The following is a 20,034-nucleotide window of genomic DNA, read 5'->3' on the forward strand; positions in this document are numbered from 1 at the left end:
GAGTGCGCCGCTCGCCTTTGGTGCCGAGACGGTCGACGCGTAGGAAAGCGCAATGCCCAACACCGTCGGATTCCTCGGTGCCGGACAACTCGGCGCGCCGATGGTCGAGCGGTTGCTCGGCGCCGGCCACGATGTCGTGGTGTACGCCCGCCGCGAGGAGGTTCGTCGCCGACTGGAGGTGAAGGGCGCGGCGATGGTCGATTCGGTGGCCGACCTGGCCCGCGGCAGTGACGTCCTCATTTCGTGCTTGTTCTCCGACGCCCAACTGCGCGAAACTGGGCTCGGCGCGGGCGGTTTCATCGCCAACGCGAAGCCGGGTGCCGTGTTCGTTTCTCACACGACGGGCACACTGTCCAACCTCGAGGCGTTGCGGGCTAGTTCTCCTTCGGCGCCGGTCATCCTCGATGCGCCGGTCAGTGGCACCGCCGAGAACGTCGGCGCGGGGACCCTGACCGTGCTGATCGGTGGACCGAGTGACGCCGTCACCTCGGTGACGCCGATCCTGGCCGCTTACGCCGACCCGGTGGTGCCGACCGGCGCACTCGGCACGGCGCTGGCGCTCAAGCTGATCAACAATCTTCTATTCGCAGCCAATGCTCAACTTCTCTGTGCAGCGACGCAACTGGGCGTTCGGCTAGGTGTCGACCCGAGTGTGTTGCTGTCCACGCTGCAGGTATGCAGCGCCGGGAGCCGTGTGGCCGCCCACGCCCATCGCATCGGCGGGATGGATCGTTTCGAAGAACTGGCGGGGCCGTTCCTGCGGAAGGACATCGCGGCGTGCCGTGAGGCGGCGGCCGAGGCGGGTGTGGAGCTGGGACTGTTGGGCACCGCAGTGCGCGGGGGGCCGCTGGCCCTGGACGTAGACTCGGCGACCGCATGGTCAGACCGATGACGGGTCGCCTCGCGGGGAAGGTGGCCTTCATTACCGGCGCCGCCAGGGGACAGGGCCGTGCACACGCGGTGCGGATGGCCGGAGAAGGGGCCGACATCATCGCCGTCGACCTGGCGGGCCCATTACCCGACTCAGTGCGCTACCCGTCGGCCACCGCCGACGACCTCGCCGAGACGGTGGAGATGGTGAAAGCGACGGGTGGCCGAATCATGGCTGCTGCCGCGGACATCCGCGATCTGGACGCGCTGCGGACGGCCGTCGACGAGGGCGTCGAGGCCTACGGCCGACTGGACGTGATCGTGGCCAACGCCGGAATATGTGTCCCGGCACCGTGGAACGAGATCACGCCCGAGTCGTTTCGCGACATCATCGACGTCAACGTGACTGGCACGTGGAACACGGTGATGGCCGGCGCGCAGCGGATCATCGACGGAGGCCGCGGCGGGTCGATCATCCTGATCAGCTCCTACGCCGGTGTCAAGGTGCAGCCGTACATGGTGCACTACACCGCCAGCAAGCATGCCGTCACGGGGATGGCCCGGGCCTTCGCCGCGGAGTTGGGCAAGCACGACATCAGGGTCAACAGCGTGCATCCCGGTCCGGTCAACACCCCGATGGGCGGCGGCGACATGATTGCCGCGCTGTTCGCCGCGATCGAGACCAACCCCGCGCTTAACAACATGGGCACGCCATTCCTGCCGCAATGGGCCTGCGAGGCGGAAGACGTTGCCGCTGCGGTGTGTTGGCTGGCGTCCGACGAGTCGCGCTATGTCACCGCCACCCGTTTGTCGGTCGACCAGGGCATGGCGCAGTTCTAGCGAATCGCCGGACCTGATGCCTTTCGACCACAGTCAGCTGCGCGACAAGTGGTATCGCGACGGTTGGTACTCCGACCGCACCTGCCTGGACGCCTTCGAAGCGGGGGCGGTCGAGCACAAGGACGTGCCGTTGACTTTCATCGTGGGCAATTCAGTGCGCAGTCCGACGGTGGGCGAAATCCGTGATCAGGCGTTGGCCGTGGCGGCGTCTCTGCAGCGGCTTGGGGTGCGCGGCGGCGACGCGGTCGCAGTTCAGCTGACCAATCGTGTCGAATGTGCGGTCGCGTACCAGGCAGTGTTGTTGTGCGGCGCGGTACTGGTGCCGATCGTGCACATCTACGGTCTGACCGAGGTGGCCTTCATCGTCGGACAGTCGGGCGCGAAGGTGCTGATCATGCCCGAGCGGCACGGTAAGATCGTGTATAGCGAACGGCTGCAAGAACGTTCACAAATGGATTCGCTGCAGCATGTCGTCGTACTGGACGCCGAGCGGGGCGAGGGCTATCTCGCGTGGTCGCAACTGGACACACCCGCCGCCCGGTACCGGTGCCCCGCAGTGGCCGCCGACGATGTCTGTCTGCTGCTGTACACATCGGGCACCACGTCGGCGCCCAAAGGTGTCCAGCACAGCCACAACACGGTTTTGGCTGAGCAGAAGACAATGCCGGCGCTGCTGGGCGGTAGGCCCGACGACGTGTCGCTGGTGACCTTTCCGCCGGGCCACATCGCGGGCGTCGGGTCGATGCTGCGGCCGTTGCTCAGCGGCGCCCGGACTGTCTTCATGGATGGTTGGGACCCGGCGCGGGCGGTCGAGGTGGTGCACCGTTTCGGCGTGACCTGCACCGCGGGCACACCATTTCACCTCGCGGGCATCCTTGATCTGGGTGACACCGGAGACAAGCTGGCAAGTCTGCGGGAGTTTCTGGTCGGCGCCGCACCGGTCGCCGAGGAGATCGGCCGGCGTGCAGCGCAAGCCGGGATCAGCACCTTCCGCAGTTACGGCGCCACCGAACATCCCACTGTCACCGGTGAACACGAGGGACAGCCGCAGTGGGCCCGGCTGAGTACCGATGGAAAACCGCTGCCCGGCTCTGCGGTCCGCATCCTCGGGACCGACGGCGCAGACTGCCCGCCGGGCGTGGACGGCGAGGTCGTCGTGCGCGGTCCCGATCAATTCATCGGTTACCAGGATCCCGCGCTGAACGCCGACGCGTTCACCGCCGACGGCTGGTTCCGCAGCGGCGATCTCGGCCACCTCGACGCCGAAGGCAGGTTGAGCGTCACCGACCGGATCAAGGACGTCGTGATCCGCGGTGGCGAGACCATCTCCTCCGGTCAGGTCGAGGAGGTCCTCAACGCGCACCCCGCGGTGGCCGACGGCGTCGCCGTCGCTGCCCCGGATTCGCGTTACGGCGAAGTGGTCGCCGCGGTGGTGATCCTCAAACCGGGATGCGCGCTTGACCTCGACGACCTGCGGGCCCACTTTGCCACGTCAGGACTGGCTAGGCAGAAGACCCCAGAGCGTCTCGCCATCGTCGACGAGCTACCCCGCACGTCGCTTGGCAAGGTGCGCAAAGCCCAATTGCGTACTGACCACTTCGGTGCCGGCGGCGGTGGAAACATCAACCGCAGCAGCAGGGCTTAATGTGAACGGACCCCGAAGTCGATGTCCTGCAGGCCGGAGAACGGTGTGAAGCCGGCTTTGTCCAGCCATGACGGGGCTGCGCAGTGTCCCGGTTGCGGGCGCGCCCAGTCTACCCACGAACCCCAATCCTCGCGGCGTAACTTCTGTTGCAGTGTCTGCGGATGCTCCTCTGCGGCATCGGCGTAACGGCGCGCGAAATTCTTCATCTCGGGCAGCAGCCAAACGTCTTCCTCAGAACGCCATTTGCCATCGCCGCCGTACTCGATGAATTGATAGGACGGAAAGTCGATGGGTGCTCCTCCCGGTTGCGGATTATCGGCGCGATTGAGCACTTTGTAAGCCACCCGCGTGTCATCGACGACATACCAGACGAGCGGGCTGTAGACCTGTGGTGCGGCACCCATCGTCCCTTCGAGGAACTTGGCGATTTCCGCCGGACCGGTGAACGTTCCGTAGAAATGGTCGAAGTAGGTTGCGTCGTCGGTGAAGAGGCCGGACCAGGCCTGCCAGTCCTCGAGCACCGGGCCGGTCATGAAGTAGCGCCGAAATTCCCGCTCGACTTCGGCAGTGTCTGACATCGTGGTCATCCGCCGAGCCGCAGGCCGGTGTTGCGGGTGCCGAACACGTCGGTAGCCATGATGGCCCCCAGTTTGTTCGCATCCCATCGTTTTTGGCCGTTAGAGACAGACGCGACCGGATGCCAGCCCTTGAGCAGTTGAAGATGTTCGCCCATCGCGCGGATCACCTGACCGCTGACGTGGCCGGCCTCCGGACTGGCCAGCCAGGCCACCACCGGCGAACCCAGTGACGGGTCCTTGGGGTCGAACTCGTCCTCGGCGCGTTCGTCGGGCTCGATCGGCGCCTGCGCGCCGGGCATGGACGCCGACATCCGGGTCCGACCACCCGGGCTGATCGCATTCACCGTGGCGCCGATCGACGCCAACTCCAGGCTGAGCGTCTGGGTCAAACCGACGATCGCGGCCTTGGCAGCGCTGTAATTGGTCTGCCCGAAGTGGCCGTGCAGCCCGGCGCCGGAGGTGGTGTTGATGATGCGGCCGTACACCTTGCCGCCGGATTCCTTGGATTCCGCGCGCCACTTGCGGGCGACCGCGCGGCTGGTGAGCCAGCTACCGCGAACGTGCACCCGCATCACCAGGTCGAAATCATCGGCGGACATGTTCCAGATTGCCTTGTCGCGGACGATTCCCGCGTTGTTGACGACGATGTCCAGCCGGCCCAACTGCGAATAGGCGCGCTCCACGGCGAGATCGACCTGCTCCTCGTCGCCGACGTCGCTGAAGTCCGAAACAGCGGTGCCGCCGCGGCTTTCGATGATCGTCACCACTTCGTCGGCAACCTTGCCGGTGCCCTCGCCGGACAAGCTGGTGCCGAGGTCGTTGATGATCACGGTGGCGCCGTGCTTGGCCAGCTCGAGTGCGTGGCCGCGGCCGATGCCGTGCCCCGCCCCGGTCACCAGGGCGACTTTGCCGTCGAGTAGTCCGGTCATGGGCTCTCCTCGCTAGGTGTGAAGACCGTCAGATAGGGGCTGTCGGGATCGGTGTCGTCGACTGGGCGAAACAGTGCGGTGACGGGCATGCCGAGCCGAAGGTCCTCAGGGGCCGCGCCTTCGATCGTCGTCATCAGACGTGGGCCCTCGGCCAGTTCTACGATCGCGGCCACATACGGCACTCGCTCCTTGAACGGCGCCAGATCATTCACGTAGACGGTCGAATACGTGTAGAGGGTTCCAGTTCCGCTGGCCTTTACGGGCGCAACGTCCTCGCTCCAGCAGAACGGACAGAACGGGCGGGGGTAGTGATGGACCTTGCCGCACGCTGAGCATCCGGCGATCAGCAATTGACCCTGCCTGGCGGCCTCCCAGTAGGGAGCGCTTGCCGCGTCGATGGTCGGAATGTCATTCCCTTTTTGCAAGCGAGCCACATCTACCACCCGGTGAACTCGGTCGGTCGTTTCTCCACGAACGCCTGCACGCCCTCGCCTGAGTCGTGTGAATACGACTGGATCTCCTGTGCCATTGCCTCCGCGACGAATGCACCGGAGCGGTCGGTGTCGGGTGAGTCGTTGAGCAGCCGTTTTGTGAATGCGATCGCGGAGGTCGGCGCTCCGGCCAGCCGGCCGGCGAAGTCGGCGACCGTAGCGTCGAAGTCGGCGGAGCTGACCACCCGGTTCACCAGACCCAGCGTGAACGCTTCGGTGGCTGAGAGCCTTTCGCCGAAGAACGCCATCTCCTTGGCTTTCTGCATGCCGATGCGGCGGGGCAGTAGATAACAGCCGCCGCCGTCGACAACCAGCCCACGCTTGACGAATGACTCTGCGAAGTAGGCGTTTTCGGTAGCGATCACCAGGTCGGAGGCGTATACGACGTGGGCCCCCAGGCCCGTCGCCGCACCATGCACTGCGGCAATCACCGGTTTATTGCAGTCCAGCACGCTGGCCACCAGCTTCTGGGCGCCGTTCATGATGCGCCGGGTCGGTTCCAGCACTCGCTTCTCGCCCCGCGCGCGCCGTTCGGCGAGCGATCCAACGTCGGCGCCCGAGCAGAAGTGCTTGCCATTGGCGCGCAACACCACCACACGTACTTTCTCGTCGGCGTCGGCGGTGGCCAGTAGCGCGATGAGCGCATCACGGTCGTCGGGACGTACCGCGTTGGCGGCTTCGGGCCGGTTCAGGGTGATCGTCAAGACGCCGTCCGCGATGTCGGACAAAACTGCTGCCTGCGTGTTCATGGTGTGTACGTGGCCTTCAGATGTTTGATGCCGTTAACGAAGTTCGACCTCAGCATGACCGGTTCGCCCGCAGCGGTGATGTCGGGGTAGCGCGCGTAGAGCATCTGGAATGCCACGTTCAGCTCAAGCCGGGCCAGGTGCGCACCAAGGCAATAGTGCGGTCCCGGGCCGCCGAAAGCAATGTGGGTGTTGGGTTTTCGCGCGATGTCGAAGCGCTCCGGCTGGTCGAAGACCGCGGGGTCGCGGTTGGCGGCGGGATACCAGACCACGACCTTGTCGCCGGCGTTGAAGGTGTGGGTGACCTCGCCGTGGGCGTCGGTCAGCGTCACGCCGTCACGGGTCACCGTACGGCGAAAGTGGATCACCGGGCTGGCGTACCGAAGGATCTCCTCGACCGCAGTTGGGGCCATCTCGTCGTAGTTCGCCAGCAGGCGGTCGCGCTGGTCGGGGTGCGCGCTGAGGATGAGCAACCCGTGGGTCAGCGCATTGCGGGTGGTCTCGTTGCCCGCGCCAATCAGCAGGATGAAGAACTTCGCCAGCTCCTGGGGTGTGAGGTTTTCTTCGTCGGAGTTGACCAGTTTGCTGATCACGTCGTCGCGGGGATGGGCGATGCGGTCCTCGGCGATGCCCTTGAGCAACTCGATGAGCTGCTCGCTGACCTCGGTGACCGCGGCTCCGATGCCCGCGACGGTCTGGTCGGGTACGTACTCGGGGTCCGAAGCGCCGAGCACGATATTGGTCGCCCGCAGGATGAACTGTTCGTGTTCGCGTGGAACGCCGAGCATGGTGTCGATGATGCGCAGCGGCAGCAGCGTGGCGAACGAAGAAACGAAGTCGCACTCACCCGTACGCGGCATCTCGTCGAGGATCTCGGCGGTGGTCCCCTCGACGAGGCCACGCAGCTCGGACAGTATGCGGGGGGTGAAGCCGCGCGAGACGATCTTGCGTAGCCGCATGTGCTCGGGATCGTCCATGTCGATGATGGAGCCACGGTATTCGCGCATCTCGGGGGTCTGGTCGAAGATCTGCGTGCCCTGCCCGGAACTGAAGTCGGCGGGGCGGCGGCTGATATCGACGACGTCGCGGTGGGAGCCGACCGCCCAGAAGCCGCGGGGCAGCGGTGAGTCAGGTCGGTTGGTACGGACGAACGCCGGGCCGCCGGCCTCGCGAAGGCGCCGGTAGAGCGCGCTCCGGTCAGCCGGACGCTCCTGCCACCATTGCAGATCGATCAGCGGTGCGAACTGCTGCTCTTCGGTGCCGATTGCGCTCACACCACCCGATTCTGGCACCCATGTCACTTATAGGCAATGCCGGGCTACTTGAGCAAACTAGGAACTCGCGCGATATTTGCCCGGGGCAGGCATGAGTTATCTAACATTAGTGTCACTGAGTCGGAGGAGCGGGCGGAGAAGAGCACATGACTTTACGGGTCGGCATCATCGGCGTTGGGTGGGGCGCACATGTGCAGGTGCCCGGTTTCCGGGCGGCGAAAGGTTTCGAGCCCGTCGCGCTCTGTGCGCGCACACCCGATCGGCTGGAGCGTGCGGCGACCAAACTGGGCATCGAACGGACCTCCACGGATTGGCAGTCGTTCGTTACCCGTGACGACCTCGACGTCATCTCGGTCGCGACTCCCACCGCGCTGCACCACGAAATGACGATCGCCGCACTGGCCGCGGGTAAGCCCGTGTTGTGCGAGAAGCCGCTGGCGGGTGACCTCGAAGCGGCCCGCCACATGGTGCGTGCCGCGACCGACTCCGGACTGCCCACGGCCTGCTGCTTCGAGAACCGGTGGAACCCCGACTGGTTGGCCGTCGCGGACCGGGTGCGCTCGGGCTTCCTCGGCTCGCAGTACCTTGCGCGAGTCAGTCGCAGCGCGTCCTACTGGCATCCGAGTCATCCGCTGCAGGCCCATTGGATGTACGACCGCGAGCAGGGCGGCGGCTATCTGGCCGGCATGCTGGTACACGACCTGGACTTCTTGTGCAGCCTGCTCGGCCGCCCGGTGTCGGTGTGCGCGGAGGTGCGCACCAGCGATCCTGTCCGCGAACTGCCCGACGGCGGCACGCTAGCCGTCACCGCCGACGACACCGCCGCACTGCTGATGCGTATGGAGTCGGGGGTGACCGTCATTTTGAGCCTCTCCGTTATGGGCGCCCACGCCGATCACTACCGCCTCGAATTGTTCGGCTCCGACGGCACCATCATCGGCGACGGCGACTTGCGTTGCGCGGCATACAGCCTCGGCGCCGCCACCGATGCGGGATTGAGTCCCCTGACGGTGGATGAACGCGAACCCGCGCACCCCGAGCGGTTGCCCGGGGGCCTGGCGGGTCACGCCAGCAGGGCTATGGCGCTGATGCTGCAGGACTGGCTGCCCGCGTTCGACGGTGGTCCCAGCGGCGCGGCCACCTTCGAGGACGGGCTGTTGTCGCTCGCGGTGATCGACGCCGCGCACCGCTCCGCCGAAGGCGGAGGGTGGGAGCAGGTGCAGGTTTGAGATGTGCGACTAAAAATAGGCTTCACCTCGACGGTGGCGGGACCCGAATGAAAGCGTCAAGAGTGAACAACGGCGCGGCTTGCAACGTCGTGATCGCCTGCCGTTCGCCCCGACGATGCGATTGATCGTCAAGCGCAGAGGGCTGTAGTCGGGACGTAATCAGTAGCGGAAGGGAAGTGCCCAATGAGAGGCGGACCGTCGATCAAGCATCTCGACGACGTACCGGCTGAGGAGATGCTGCGTTATGAGTTCGCAGATGGCCGTACGGCGTCGATATGGGAGAAGTGGATCGAGCTGTCTCCCCGGTATTTCGCGTTCTGGAACAAGTGGGACCCGGGGGCCATCTCGTCGCAGCACGGTCACACCGGCGATCACAGCAATTTCATCCTGGCCGGCGAGATCCGCTGCGGCGACGTGGTCGCCCGCGTGGGCACGCACATCATGCTTGAGTGGGGGGACGTATTCGGACCTTGGGAGGCCGGCCCGCAGGGGTGTGAACTGTATGGGTTCATCGCCGGTGAGGGACAACCGTTCGGCGGCGACACCGCCGCGTACGAGGCACTGCTCGAGGCGCGTGGCGCCCGGTCGGTACCGTTACCGATGCCAAAAAATCTACCGCCTTGGATACGTGCCAAACTGGGCGCCTCATTCACCTCATCGATTACCAACTGGGTGGCGTCGACCTGAGCCGGTGTAGCGCCCGGTCGTCGGGTTAGTTGAGGGACGAGCCGGCATCAACCGTCACGTGCCGGCCGGTTATCGCTCGCGATTCGTCCGCCGCCAAGAACGCCACCGCGGCGGACGCATCCGTGTCAGCCCAGGTCGTAACGGGCCATGACACGGTCGTAAGCGATGCCGCGCCAGCGCGATCGCCTCTGCGATCCACGTCGAGCATGACCGGCCGATACAGCCGTCCGGCATGACCAAAGTCGTTGCCGTTCGCCGAACCGCTGGCGGTGTTCACCCGGATACCGTGTGGTGCAAGCTGTTTAGCTAGCATCTGCACGTACTGCGAAACCATCGACTGCGCGAGCTCGTACGCCGCCCCGCCGGGCCCCTGCGGCTGATCGCGGAGAGGTCCTTGCGTCGACGATGGGGGACCAGAAGCGATGAGAGACGCGCCTTCGCCCAATCGCGGCATCGCTGCGCTGAAAGTGTTGACCACGCCGAGAAAGTCGACGTCGAACGTGTCGATGAAGGCCGCGATCGGGGCGTCCGGCTGAGTCGGGACGATGGCGGCGTTGGCGACGACGATGTGGAGTGCGCCGAGTTGTCGCACCGCGGTGTCGACGGCGATCTCCATTTCGGCTCGATCGCAGACATCGCAGCGGTACACCGCCGCTCTTCGGCCGAGCTTCTCGATCATGGAAGCGGTGCAGTCGAGGTCTTCGCTAGTGGCGAGCGGATAGTCACACGAAGGGATGTTGTCACACAGATCCACCAGCATCACGTCTGCGCCTTCCCGGGCCAAACGCAGCGCGTGGCTTCGACCCCGTCCCCTGGCTGCACCAGTTACGAGCGCCACCTTGCCCGCGAGACGTCGACTAGTCACGACCTTCTCCGGCGAGAAGTCCCTCGGCGGGCGGATAGAGCAGTACGCCGCGGATATTGGCGCCGGCGTGCATGTCGGCGTAGCCGTCGTTGACCTTCTCCAGGGGGTAGGTGCGGGTGACCATAGATTCGAGGTCCACCTGCCCGGCGCTGTACAGCTCGAGGATCTTCGGGATGTCGGCTCGCGGGTTGCCCGAGCCGTAGAGGGTTCCGACGATCTGCTTCTCGGTCAGCGTGAGGTCCATCAGATTGGCCCGGATCTCCCGTTCCAGCATCGGGTGGATGTTGGTGACCACCAGCCGGCCACGCTTGGCCGTCATGGCCAGCGCCCGGCCGACCAGCTGGCCGTCACCGACTCCCATGGCGCAGATGAATTTGTCCACGCCGCGGTTCCAGGTAGCGTCGGCGACAACGGCTTTCGCTTCGTTCCAGTCCGCCGCGGTATGAGTGGCTCCCATCTTGACCGCTTCGGCCCGTTTGTACTCCGAGGGGTCGATGACGGTGATGGTGCGGGCGCCCGCGAGCCGGGCACCCTGCACCGCCGCGGCGCCGATGCCACCAACCCCCGCGATGGCCACCGTGTCGCCCGGCCGGACGTCGGCCGCGTAGACCGATGATCCCCAGCCGGTAATGAAGCCGCAGCCCAGAAGGCAAGCCAGGTCCAGGCGATAGTGGTCCGGGATCTTCACACAACTCGCCTCGTGCACCACGGTGTGGTGTGCAAACGAGCCGACACCGCAGGCCAGGGCAAGGTCGTCGTCACCGAGATGGTGGCGGGCGGTGCCGTCGTGAATCTGCATGCCCGAGTAGATCTTTGCGCCGAGGTCACATAGGCTCTGATGGCCCGTTGAGCATGAGGGACACCGGCCGCACGACGGGATGAAGCTGAAGACGACGTGATCGCCCGGCGATAGCCACGACACGTGCTCGCCGATGGACTTGACCACACCGGCGCCCTCATGCCCGCCGATGCAGGGCAGTCGAATCGGCATGTCCCCGGTGACGAGGTGGTCGTCGGAGTGGCACATACCCGAGGCGTGCAGTTCGATCAGTACCTCGGTGGCCTTCGGCGCGTCGAGCTCGATGGACTCGATCGACCACGGCGTGTTGCGTTCGAACAGGACCGCTGCTTGGGTCTGCACTGCTGTGCTCGATTCTCTCTGGCCTTCCGGCTCAACGGATGATGGCTTGAAGTTCGACGAACCCGGCGATGCCCTCGGGGCCCCCCTCGCGGCCGATTCCGGACTGCTTGAATCCGCCGAACGGGCTGGCGAAGTCGAGCACGGCGGTGGAGTTGACGGCAACGGAACCCACCAGCATCCGGGCCGCCACCGCCGCCGCCCGTTCCTCGTCGGCGGACCACACCGCGCCGACCAACCCGTAGCGGGAGTCGTTGGCGATGGCCACTGCCTCGGCGGCGGCGTCGCGGCCGGTGTCGTCGTAGGCGATCACGACCGCGACCGGTCCGAAGACCTCCTCGCGGGCGATCTCCATGTCGTTGGTGGCAGTGACGAGCGCGGGGGAGACGAACCACCCTGAGCGGTCGGGCCGCTCGCCGCCGACCAGCACGGTGGCGCCCTCCTGCCGCGCGCGTCGCAGGAACCCCTCGACCCTGTCGCGTGCAGCCTCGTTGATCAGCGGACCGATATCGGTGGCACGGTCGGCGGGATCTCCGACAACCAGCCCGGCAACGGCGGCCGTCAGTGCGGCCACAAATTCGTCGTAGCGGCTGCGCGGCAATAAGATACGCGTCAGAGCGGCGCACAGCTGACCGTTGTTGCCCATCACGCCGGCGACCAAACCTGGCACCGTCGTCTCAAGCGGCGCATCGGGCAGCACGATGGCCGCGGACTTGCCGCCCAGTTCGGTGCTGCAGCGGCGGATTCGGGAGCCACACGACGCTGCGATCCTGGCACCGACGGCCGTCGAGCCGGTGAAGCTGACCTTGTCGACCCCCGGATGTTCGGTGAGCAGCTCGCCGGTTTCAGCGCCCCCGTTGACGACGTTGACGACTCCGTCGGGCAGTCCAGCTTCCTCGATCGCCTCCATCAGCACGCCGAATTCGAGCGGGGCATCGGGCGCCGGCTTGAGCACCACTGTGCACCCCGCCGCCAGGGCGGGACCGAGCTTTAACGCTGCGATGAACAGCGGTGTGTTCCATGGCACGATGGCGCCGACCACGCCGATGGGAAGCTGACGCACCTCGACGGTGCCGCCCGTCACCGATGGACGGGTGGTCGAGAAGGGATAGTGCGGGGTTATCGACGCGTAGGCGCGCAGCACGCCGACCGCGGTGATGACCTGACCGAAGGTGCTCCAGGATCGCGGCGAGCCAATCTCCGCGGTGGTCAGGTCGGCCAGTTCACCCTTGCGGGCGCTGAGCCCGTCGGCGAGTCGCCCCAATGCGGCACCGCGATCGGCAGGAGCGACCCGCCCCCACGACTGATGCGCGCCGCGGGCGGCCGCAACCGCGGCGCCCACTTCGTCAGGGCCGGCAATACCGACGGTGCCCAGCAGCTCACCGGTGGCCGGCGACGTCACATCCAGTGTTCCGGCGTGCGCGCCCGACATCCATTTGCCTGCGACATAGCTTGCCGCCAACTCCACCATGGGCACCGATTCTGGCAGCAATGTCATCTTCGGACAAGCGGCCCATTGGCTAAGAAGCGACGATTCAGTTTCACGTCTTCACTTTTTCTGACAGTATTGGTCACTATGAGTGCATCGTCCGATAACGCCGCCGACGGTAATTCCGGACGGCCGTGGGACCTGGTCGTGGAGCGGGGCAAGATCGCCGAGTTCGCCGAGGCCATGTTGTGCGACGATCCCTCCTACCGTGGCCCAGACGCGATCATCCCGCCGACGTTCCTGACCACCGCAGGCCGCTGGGCGCCGGCCGGCGTTCGAGTCGACGTGGGTTTCGACCGCAAGCGCCTGCTGCACGGCGAACAGGAGTACATCTTCCACAGCGACCTGCCCGCGGCCGGTGACGTCCTGACCGCACGGGAGAGGGTCGTCGACCGGTACTCGAAACCGGGCAAACGTGGGGGCACGATGCGTTTCGCCACCGTGGTTACTGAGTACCGCGACGCCGGCGGAGCGCTCGTCGCCGAGGCCAAAGCCACCTTCATCGAGACGGCCCCCCGATGAGTCCCGGCGACGGCGCAGGCGGACAGATCACGACGACCACCGCATTGGGTGTCGGCGTGCAGGCGCCGGTCCGCGAGTTCGGACCACTGACTCGGCAGATGTTCGTCCGCTACGCAGGCGCGTCCGGTGATTTCAACCCCATGCATTACGACGATCAACTCGCGCGTTCCGCCGGCTACCCTTCGGTGTTCGCCCAGGGCATGTTCTCCGCGGCGCTGCTGGCCGGGTTCGCCACCGATTGGCTGGGCGCGGGCAGCGTGCGCCGTTTCGGCGTCCGCTTTCGCGAGCAGGTCTGGCCGGGCGACGTGCTGACCTGCTCGGGCACCGTGACCGCCGTCTCAGCGGAGCCTGACGGCGAACGGGTGATCGTGGAGTTGATCGCTACCCGGCAGACGGGTGGCGTCGCGATCACCGGCACCGCCGAGTTCGTCAACCCGCGAAACGCCGCTCGATGCGGCGCGGGTGACACGGATCGGCCATAGGCTGGAAACACTATGTCCGAAGCCTCGATCGTCCGTCGGGCCAGCTACGGCCCCTCCAGCCCCGCAGTGGGCGCTCGTGGTGCCAACACCCGGGGCCGTATCGCCGAGGTCTCGCTGGAGCTATTCGGCCGGGTGGGCTACTTCGACACCTCGGTCGACGCGATAGCCAAAGCGGCCGGGGTGTCCCGGGCCACTCTGTACCAGTACTTCAAAGGCAAGGACGAGATCTTCCTGGAACTGCTCAACGAATGCGGCAGCGCGTTGTTTCGGGTGGCGCGTCGCATCGGTCCGCTCGGCCCGGATGAGGTCGGCTTCGACAATCTGAACTGGTGGCTAGGCGAGTGGAGTTGGGTGTTCGACAAGTACTCCACGATGTTCGTGCAGTGGACGGCGATCGCCTCGTCGGACACCAAGGTGCGTCCCGAAATCACCCGGTTTGTGCGCGGTTATAACCACCGTCTCGCCGAGCGGCTCGCCGGGTCGGGCCTCAAGGGCCTGGACCCGGAGATCGCGGCCATGGCGATGACCGCGCTCGTGCACCGCATAAATCTGTTCGTACATACCGACCGCGCTTATGGCCGTAGCGCCAAGGATGCGGTCGACACGTTGTCGGTATTCCTGCAGCTGATGTTGTTCCCTGAGACCCCACTGTCGGTGCTGCGGTCACTGCCTTTGCACGCCAGCACGGATCCGGCGGCCGACATCGACGCCCTCAAGGCGCCTCCGGCCCCGGACGTCGCGGGGCTCTCGATCAGTGAGCGCACCACCAGCCTCAGCAAGCGCGCCGTCACCACCGTAAATGCTTTGGCCGATGCCGGCGCAGCCCAGTTCCGCGCCCGAGGCTATCGCAGCACCAGTGTCGATGACATCGTCGAGGCGGCCAACGTGGCGCGGGGCACGTTCTACAAGTACTTCAGCGACAAGCAGGATCTGCTCGCCGCCGTGGCCGCCGAAATCTACGGGGCCGCAATGGCATTCGCCCACCGGATCGCCGACGTCGACCCAGTGGCCAAGAAGTCGACGCTGCGGCACTGGCTGGGTACTTACGTCGAGTTCTACGACCGGTATTCGGGGTGCATCGAAGCGTGGGCCGAAGGCGCCACCGACGACCCCACCATCGTGAGCATCGGTGAGAACGGACAGGTGCAGATGGACATCGGCGCGGCGAGGATGCTGATCCGCGGACCGGGTCGGTATCCGTTCGACCCGGTGGTCTCCGCACTGATCCTGCGTGCGCTCGTCACCCGGGTGCCGCAGGCCGCTCTCGATCTGCCCGAACCGATTGACGACGACGAGCTCGTCGATGTGTTAATGACTTGCATCAACCGCGGATTCTTCGGACGCGCGAAGTAGATCGAGTCCTGGGCTATGCCGTTGTAATACCAGCGGCGATGAGTTCGTCGGTCGCCTGTGCGGAATATCCCAGCTCGCGCAAGATCTTTCGGTTGTGCTCGCCCAGCGCGGGCACGTCACCAATCACCGGATCGACGCCTGCCAGGCCAGCGGGCGGCAGCAGCGCGGCAGCCGGACCGCCGGGCGTCTGAATCTCGTGCCATCGATCCCGGCCGACGAGTACCGGATGTAGCCACAAGTGATCAACACCGTTCATGCGCGCGTGTGCCACGCCTGCGCTCCGCAGGCGCCCTTCGAGTTCCTCAGCGCTCAGCCGCGCCGCCACGGTATTGATAATCGACTCCAACTCGTCGCGGTGCGCTACCCGATCAGGGTTCGTGGCGAACCGCGGTTCGTCGACGAGATCTCGTCTTTCCAAAACGATTTCGCAGAACCGCAGCCATTCGGCTGAATTCTGCACGCCCAGCAACACGGTGCCGCCGTCGCCCGCGGTGACCGGGCCGTACGGCGCGATCGTCGGATGCCGCGCGCCGGTGCGTGGTGGCGCCTTTCCCCCGTAGCGGCCGTAGTAGAGGGGTTGGGACATCCATTCGACCAGCGCGTCGAATAACGACACCGAGACCGGCCGCACCGCGCCGGTGGTGGCGCGGGTGTAAAGCGCGGTGAGGATTCCGGAGAAGGCGAACATGCCGGCGGCGATGTCGGCGATCGATACACCGGTGCGCGCCACCTCCGCCGGTGAACCGGTCACCGACAACAACCCGGCCTCGGCTTGTACCAAAAGGTCGTAGGCCTTGCGGTCGCGCCAAGGTCCGTCCTGTCCATAGCCGCTGATGGTCGCCGTGATGGTCCGTGGGTGCGCGCGGGCCACCGATTCGGCGTCCAATCCCATCCGAGCCGCGGCACCCGGCGCCAGGTTTTGCACCAGCACGTCGGCGCTCTCGAGCAAACGCTCAACGATGCGTCTGCCCTCGGGCTGCTTGAGGTCGACAGTCAACGACTCTTTGCCACGGTTAAGCCACACGAAATAGCTCGACTCCCCGTGCACTGTGCGGTCGTAGCCGCGCGCGAAATCGCCGCCCTGGGGACGCTCGACCTTGATTACCCGTGCGCCGAGGTCCGCCAGCTGTCGGGTGGCGTATGGCGCGGCGACCGCCTGCTCAAGGCTCACGACGGTTATCCCGGCCAGTGGCGCATTCGTCATTTGGCCGGCGAATTCCGGTCTGGCTGACCGGTCCTACCGCCTGCCTCGTATTCGGCTGTAATGCCCGAACCGCGGACGCACACAGTGCAGCACCCCTGAGGATTAGATGACGGATACGTCAGAAAATCATATCAGCATGACCTGGTAGCCCCTGGATGCATTGCCCAGAAAGAAAACACCATATGTACGCGGTGTCAGATTATGGCTAGGCTCATCAGGTGGCAGATAGCTGCCCGCAGGCACCGGCGGGTTATGCGGGGCACGCAACGTGTTCGTCGACGTCGACGGGATCCGTCAACCGGCGTCCAGGCCGGGCTTCTCCCGAACCCCGGCCGCGCAACCGCGGCCCGCGCGCGTGGCGCCTCGGTCACGCTGACGCAGCGACGGCCATCCCGGTGATCCATTCCGGCACAGGCTCATAGACCATCGGGGTTACCGGCCGCCCACCGCCTGCGGCGCCCGCGGCAAGCCAGGTCCTGACCTCGTTGGCGCCCGCGCCCGCACGGGTGTGGGCGGTGTCGACGAGCCGAATCAGCGAGGCGACGTCCCAGTTCGACATGGCGTCTAACACTTCGGCGTCCCAATCGGGACGGATCTTGGTGCGTGCTGCCGCCATACCCTCGGCGATGATCCGTGCCCGGTCTTCGTCGCTGAGGTCGTAGGTATCGACCTCCAGACTCGGCGGGGAATGTGACAACCCTCCGGTCCCGATCACCAGCACTCGCTCGGCGATCCCGTCGAGGAACCGGCCAACTTCCGCACCGAACTCGGCCACTCGACGGCCAGTCGGAAGCGGAGCCGTGGCGCAGTTCACCGGCAGCGGAATGACCGGCTTGGCCGCCAATTCCCCGAGTAGGTCCCGAACGGGTTGGGCGAATGCGTGATCCAGCCCGATGTCACGACATGCGGCGACGTCGAATCCGGCCGACAGTAGGTGTTCACATAAGCCGCGTGCCAGGTCGGACGGGACATCCAGGTCGCCGGCCGGATGGCCGCCCTCGGCCAGAATCGCCGCCGACAACGCAACACCGAAGGCGGGCACCACGTGGCGAAACGCGCGGCGGTGGTCGCCGCCGAACACAATCACCACGTCGGGATCGAACTGCTGCGCGCGCCCGGCCGCTGACGTCAGTGCCGAGCGGAACCGGCGACCGAAGGCGTGTTCGACATCGCGTTCCTTGCCCGGGCTGTGACTCGCGCAGATAACCAGCCGCTCTGGCGTCACGTTCATCACCTCCGCTAGAAGTGACACTAATGTTAGATGAGTCTGGGTGTCGCGGCGCAAGCCGACGCGATTGGACGGCTACGGGTTCACACCTTCAGGACGATGCCTTGCGTCAGGGCGACGATGACGCCGAGGATCACGATGAATGCCACGCATGCCGCGACAAGCCGGACGGTTTCTCGCTGCAGCGCGGCATTGGTCTGCGGAGGAAGAAAGAACTCAGCGGGCAGCTTGTTCATGCGTTCGCTTGCCACCACGACTCCTTTCGGATTACGGAATGTAGGGGCTGTCGGCGCCGGTCACGCTGCGCAACACCACCAGCGGAATGATCAGGAACACAAAGAAGGTGACCTGGAAGACGATGAACCAGGCCCCCAGTCGCATGATTTCGAAGCGCCACCGCGGAATCGCCACGTCGTAGTTGAGGTAGTCGTCGAATTCTTGCTGCTTGGTCAAGACCAATTGCCTGGTGGCAACGGCTGTCCCGCCGCGACTTTCGGTGTCGCCGGGCGAATGCAACGCGGTCCGCGGGACGGTGAAACGATCCAACCGGCAGAATCGCTCAAAATGGTTGAGGCCGCGAATCGGTGGTTTACCGGCCCAATAGGCGATCAGGTTGGGCCACACGCACATGATGCCGATGGTCCAGAGCAGTGTGATGCGACCGCCGTTGCCCCACTCCAGAACCGGCCCGATGCCGGGATCGTAGGTCCACCATCCCATTGCCGTGGCGGTGCCCTCGACGGCGAAGTCCCAGATGTAGTTGACCGGAATCGCCAGCACCAACATGGATTTGAGCATGGTCCAGCCGAACCGCGCGGACACCCATTGACTCAGCCACAACACCAGAAGCGCGTGCACTCCCCAGTACACCGCGTACGCGAATGGCATGAATAAGGGATCATTGGGAGTTTTGAGCGGTAGCCACTCGAGTAGATGGTGCTGCGCAAACGCCGGACTATAGAACAACATCTGGCCCCAGTCGCCGATGGTCTCCATCCAATACACCGCGAGGCTGTTGAACAGGAAGAGGAATCCCCAGGTCAGGCGCCGCCGCCGGATGACGTCGGCTATCGCCAAAACGATGAAGACGCTGCCGGCGATCGGTATCACCCAGTTGAAGAACCAGACACCAGATGGGTTGAGAGTTGCCGGTGGCGCCAATCGTGATGTGGCGAAAAGCATCGTTGCCTCTCCGAGGGCAAGTGAGGGAGCGGACCCCATTCCGTTTCAGCCGATCTTTCTACATATGTAACCTAGTTGACCATATTTCGTTTGTCACCGGAATCTGTGATGGAGGGTGCCGCTGTGTGACGGCTCGAATGCTGCGGCATACCGCCAGCAGCCCGGCGTTCGCTGCCGGACGTTGACACTATGACAGTGAACTGTCATCTTTGGTAGGTCGTGCCAAAGGAGCTTAACTAGTGACGGATCTGAAGTCCTCTAGCCGGGCAGAGCCATCGGCCGTCGAGCCTCCGCAGATCAAGACGATTCGGCCGGTGCTGTTCTGGTCGAGCCTCGGCGCGGTGTGCGTAGTAATCGCCGCCTACGTCTATATCTCGTGGATCGCGTCGGGCAATGCGACCCCGGTGAATCCCGGTCCCGACCCGATCCCCGCGGCCACCCACTGGGCGATGACCGCCTTCCAGATCGCCTGCCCCATACTGGCGATGGCTGCCATCGGCTACGTGATCCGCAAGAGCCTGCGCGAGCGTCAACTCTGCGTCGAAGCTGCCATCGTGATCGGATCGGCGATCGCATGGTGGCACGATCCCCTCATCAACTGGTTTCAGCCGGCACTGTTCTACAACGCCGGCTTGCTCAATTTCGGCAACTGGACGCAGAACATCCCCGGCTGGCTCAGCCCCGACGGTCGATTGATGGCTGAGCCGGTACTGATGATCGGAATGATCTACATCTGGATGCCGCTGGCCATGGGCTCGATCGCCCGGTGGACCATGGGACGGGCGCGGCACCGGTGGCCGACGCTGGGGCCCGTTCGCACCTTCTGCGCCGGTTGGCTTGCGGTGTACATCATCGAGTTTCCGCTCGAGATCTTTGCGGTGCGCCACGGCCTGCTCGGCTATCCGGCGTCGATTCCTGGCGTCACGCTCTGGGCGGGTCAGACGATGCAGATACCGCTTTACGGCCCCATCCTGTGGTCGCTGGTGCTCAGCTCCAGCGGAGCGCTGATGTTCTTTCGCAACCGCGCCGGCCAGATCAGGGTGGAGGCGGGTGTGGAGACGCTGCGGTGGGCAGGGCCATGGGCCAGAGGACTGCTGAGGGTGCTCGCGGTCACCGGGTTTCTGCACGTGGTGGCGATCGGCGTGTACGACCTGCCGGTGAACTTCGCGGGCTTTTACGCCGGGCCGACCCAGACCTACCCGAGCTATCTGCGCACGCAGTACTGCGGACCGGATACCCCGCGGGCGTGCCCCGACGGCACCCGTTTCGACGATCGCTAGCT

At 65.4% G+C, this 20,034-nt stretch carries 21 protein-coding genes; 9 read left to right on the forward strand and 12 right to left on the reverse strand.

The features are described 5' to 3' along the window. Positions 1-52: 52 nt before the first annotated feature. From G6N48_RS26455 to G6N48_RS26465, 3 genes are read left to right on the forward strand one after another with little or no spacing between them, the layout of a single operon-like run. The gene (locus tag G6N48_RS26455; protein ID WP_085269914.1) at positions 53-892 is read left to right on the forward strand and encodes an NAD(P)-dependent oxidoreductase; all 840 of its coding nucleotides are present in this window, start codon (positions 53-55) and stop codon (positions 890-892) included. Beyond that, positions 889-1,710: a mycofactocin-coupled SDR family oxidoreductase gene (locus tag G6N48_RS26460; RefSeq protein WP_085269913.1), complete on the forward strand. Its 822-nt coding sequence runs from the start codon at positions 889-891 to the stop codon at positions 1,708-1,710. The genes G6N48_RS26455 and G6N48_RS26460 overlap by 4 nt, the downstream gene beginning before the upstream one ends. Positions 1,711-1,726: 16 nt before the next feature. Next, positions 1,727-3,355 (forward strand): AMP-binding protein, encoded by a 1,629-nt coding sequence (locus G6N48_RS26465; protein WP_085269912.1) that lies wholly within the window; start codon positions 1,727-1,729, stop codon positions 3,353-3,355. On the opposite strand, the gene G6N48_RS26470 is transcribed toward G6N48_RS26465, so the two are convergent. The 5 genes from G6N48_RS26470 to G6N48_RS26490 are packed head-to-tail and all read right to left on the reverse strand — an operon-like array spanning position 3,352 to position 7,373. Continuing rightward, positions 3,352-3,933 (reverse strand): nuclear transport factor 2 family protein, encoded by a 582-nt coding sequence (locus G6N48_RS26470; protein WP_169718438.1) that lies wholly within the window; start codon positions 3,931-3,933, stop codon positions 3,352-3,354. The two genes, G6N48_RS26465 and G6N48_RS26470, sit on opposite strands and share 4 nt — an antisense overlap. Before the next feature lie 5 nt (positions 3,934-3,938). Beyond that, a complete protein-coding gene (locus G6N48_RS26475; RefSeq protein ID WP_085269910.1) occupies positions 3,939-4,862 on the reverse strand; it encodes an SDR family NAD(P)-dependent oxidoreductase in 924 nt (307 codons plus the stop codon). Next, on the reverse strand, positions 4,859-5,305 hold the full coding sequence (locus tag G6N48_RS26480; protein ID WP_085269909.1) for a Zn-ribbon domain-containing OB-fold protein: 447 nt from the start codon (positions 5,303-5,305) through the stop codon (positions 4,859-4,861). The genes G6N48_RS26475 and G6N48_RS26480 overlap by 4 nt, the downstream gene beginning before the upstream one ends. After that, on the reverse strand, positions 5,299-6,102 hold the full coding sequence (locus G6N48_RS26485; RefSeq protein ID WP_085269908.1) for an enoyl-CoA hydratase/isomerase family protein: 804 nt from the start codon (positions 6,100-6,102) through the stop codon (positions 5,299-5,301). The genes G6N48_RS26480 and G6N48_RS26485 overlap by 7 nt, the downstream gene beginning before the upstream one ends. Next, positions 6,099-7,373 (reverse strand): cytochrome P450, encoded by a 1,275-nt coding sequence (locus G6N48_RS26490; protein ID WP_085269907.1) that lies wholly within the window; start codon positions 7,371-7,373, stop codon positions 6,099-6,101. Before G6N48_RS26490 ends, G6N48_RS26485 begins: the two co-directional genes overlap by 4 nt. 146 nt (positions 7,374-7,519) lie before the next feature. On the opposite strand from G6N48_RS26490, the gene G6N48_RS26495 reads away from it, so the two are divergent. Beyond that, complete coding sequence (locus tag G6N48_RS26495; RefSeq protein ID WP_085269906.1) at positions 7,520-8,602, forward strand: Gfo/Idh/MocA family protein; 1,083 nt, start codon at positions 7,520-7,522, stop codon at positions 8,600-8,602. 183 nt (positions 8,603-8,785) lie between these two features. Then, entirely contained in the window at positions 8,786-9,289 is a 504-nt protein-coding gene (locus tag G6N48_RS26500) for a hypothetical protein (RefSeq protein WP_085269905.1), read from the forward strand. A 25-nt stretch (positions 9,290-9,314) separates the two neighbouring features. On the opposite strand, the gene G6N48_RS26505 is transcribed toward G6N48_RS26500, so the two are convergent. Genes G6N48_RS26505 through G6N48_RS26515 form a run of 3 tightly spaced genes read right to left on the reverse strand, consistent with a single transcriptional unit; the run spans position 9,315 to position 12,790 of the window. Continuing rightward, on the reverse strand, positions 9,315-10,154 hold the full coding sequence (locus tag G6N48_RS26505) for an SDR family oxidoreductase (protein WP_232066719.1): 840 nt from the start codon (positions 10,152-10,154) through the stop codon (positions 9,315-9,317). Then, positions 10,147-11,295, reverse strand: coding sequence for an NDMA-dependent alcohol dehydrogenase (locus G6N48_RS26510; protein ID WP_085269903.1), 1,149 nt, complete (start codon positions 11,293-11,295; stop codon positions 10,147-10,149). The genes G6N48_RS26505 and G6N48_RS26510 overlap by 8 nt, the downstream gene beginning before the upstream one ends. Before the next feature lie 31 nt (positions 11,296-11,326). Next, on the reverse strand, positions 11,327-12,790 hold the full coding sequence (locus tag G6N48_RS26515) for an aldehyde dehydrogenase (RefSeq protein WP_085269902.1): 1,464 nt from the start codon (positions 12,788-12,790) through the stop codon (positions 11,327-11,329). 78 nt (positions 12,791-12,868) lie between these two features. Between G6N48_RS26515 and G6N48_RS26520 the strand changes: the two genes are divergently transcribed. Genes G6N48_RS26520 through G6N48_RS26530 form a run of 3 tightly spaced genes read left to right on the forward strand, consistent with a single transcriptional unit; the run spans position 12,869 to position 15,138 of the window. Continuing rightward, positions 12,869-13,303, forward strand: a complete 435-nt coding sequence (locus G6N48_RS26520) for an FAS1-like dehydratase domain-containing protein (protein WP_085269901.1) — start codon at positions 12,869-12,871, stop codon at positions 13,301-13,303. Continuing rightward, positions 13,300-13,785 (forward strand): MaoC/PaaZ C-terminal domain-containing protein, encoded by a 486-nt coding sequence (locus G6N48_RS26525; RefSeq protein ID WP_085269900.1) that lies wholly within the window; start codon positions 13,300-13,302, stop codon positions 13,783-13,785. The genes G6N48_RS26520 and G6N48_RS26525 overlap by 4 nt, the downstream gene beginning before the upstream one ends. 12 nt (positions 13,786-13,797) lie before the next feature. Then, positions 13,798-15,138 (forward strand): TetR/AcrR family transcriptional regulator, encoded by a 1,341-nt coding sequence (locus tag G6N48_RS26530; protein WP_085269899.1) that lies wholly within the window; start codon positions 13,798-13,800, stop codon positions 15,136-15,138. A gap of 13 nt (positions 15,139-15,151) precedes the next feature. On the opposite strand, the gene G6N48_RS26535 is transcribed toward G6N48_RS26530, so the two are convergent. The 4 genes from G6N48_RS26535 to G6N48_RS26550 form a co-directional block, all read right to left on the reverse strand. Next, positions 15,152-16,342, reverse strand: coding sequence for a CaiB/BaiF CoA transferase family protein (locus G6N48_RS26535; protein WP_085269898.1), 1,191 nt, complete (start codon positions 16,340-16,342; stop codon positions 15,152-15,154). Between the two features lie 367 nt (positions 16,343-16,709). Beyond that, positions 16,710-17,573 carry a 3-carboxyethylcatechol 2,3-dioxygenase gene (locus tag G6N48_RS26540; RefSeq protein WP_085269897.1) on the reverse strand — a complete coding sequence of 288 codons (864 nt, stop codon included), beginning with the start codon at positions 17,571-17,573 and terminating at the stop codon, positions 16,710-16,712. Between the two features lie 80 nt (positions 17,574-17,653). Next, positions 17,654-17,821, reverse strand: a complete 168-nt coding sequence (locus G6N48_RS26545) for a DUF7156 family protein (protein WP_156174113.1) — start codon at positions 17,819-17,821, stop codon at positions 17,654-17,656. 16 nt (positions 17,822-17,837) lie between these two features. Next, positions 17,838-18,752, reverse strand: coding sequence for a spirocyclase AveC family protein (locus G6N48_RS26550; protein WP_161494222.1), 915 nt, complete (start codon positions 18,750-18,752; stop codon positions 17,838-17,840). Between the two features lie 239 nt (positions 18,753-18,991). Between G6N48_RS26550 and G6N48_RS26555 the strand changes: the two genes are divergently transcribed. Beyond that, positions 18,992-20,032, forward strand: coding sequence for a spirocyclase AveC family protein (locus tag G6N48_RS26555; protein ID WP_161494221.1), 1,041 nt, complete (start codon positions 18,992-18,994; stop codon positions 20,030-20,032). Positions 20,033-20,034: the final 2 nt, after the last annotated feature.

The organism is Mycobacterium parmense (assembly GCF_010730575.1).
Classification (GTDB): domain Bacteria; phylum Actinomycetota; class Actinomycetes; order Mycobacteriales; family Mycobacteriaceae; genus Mycobacterium; species Mycobacterium parmense.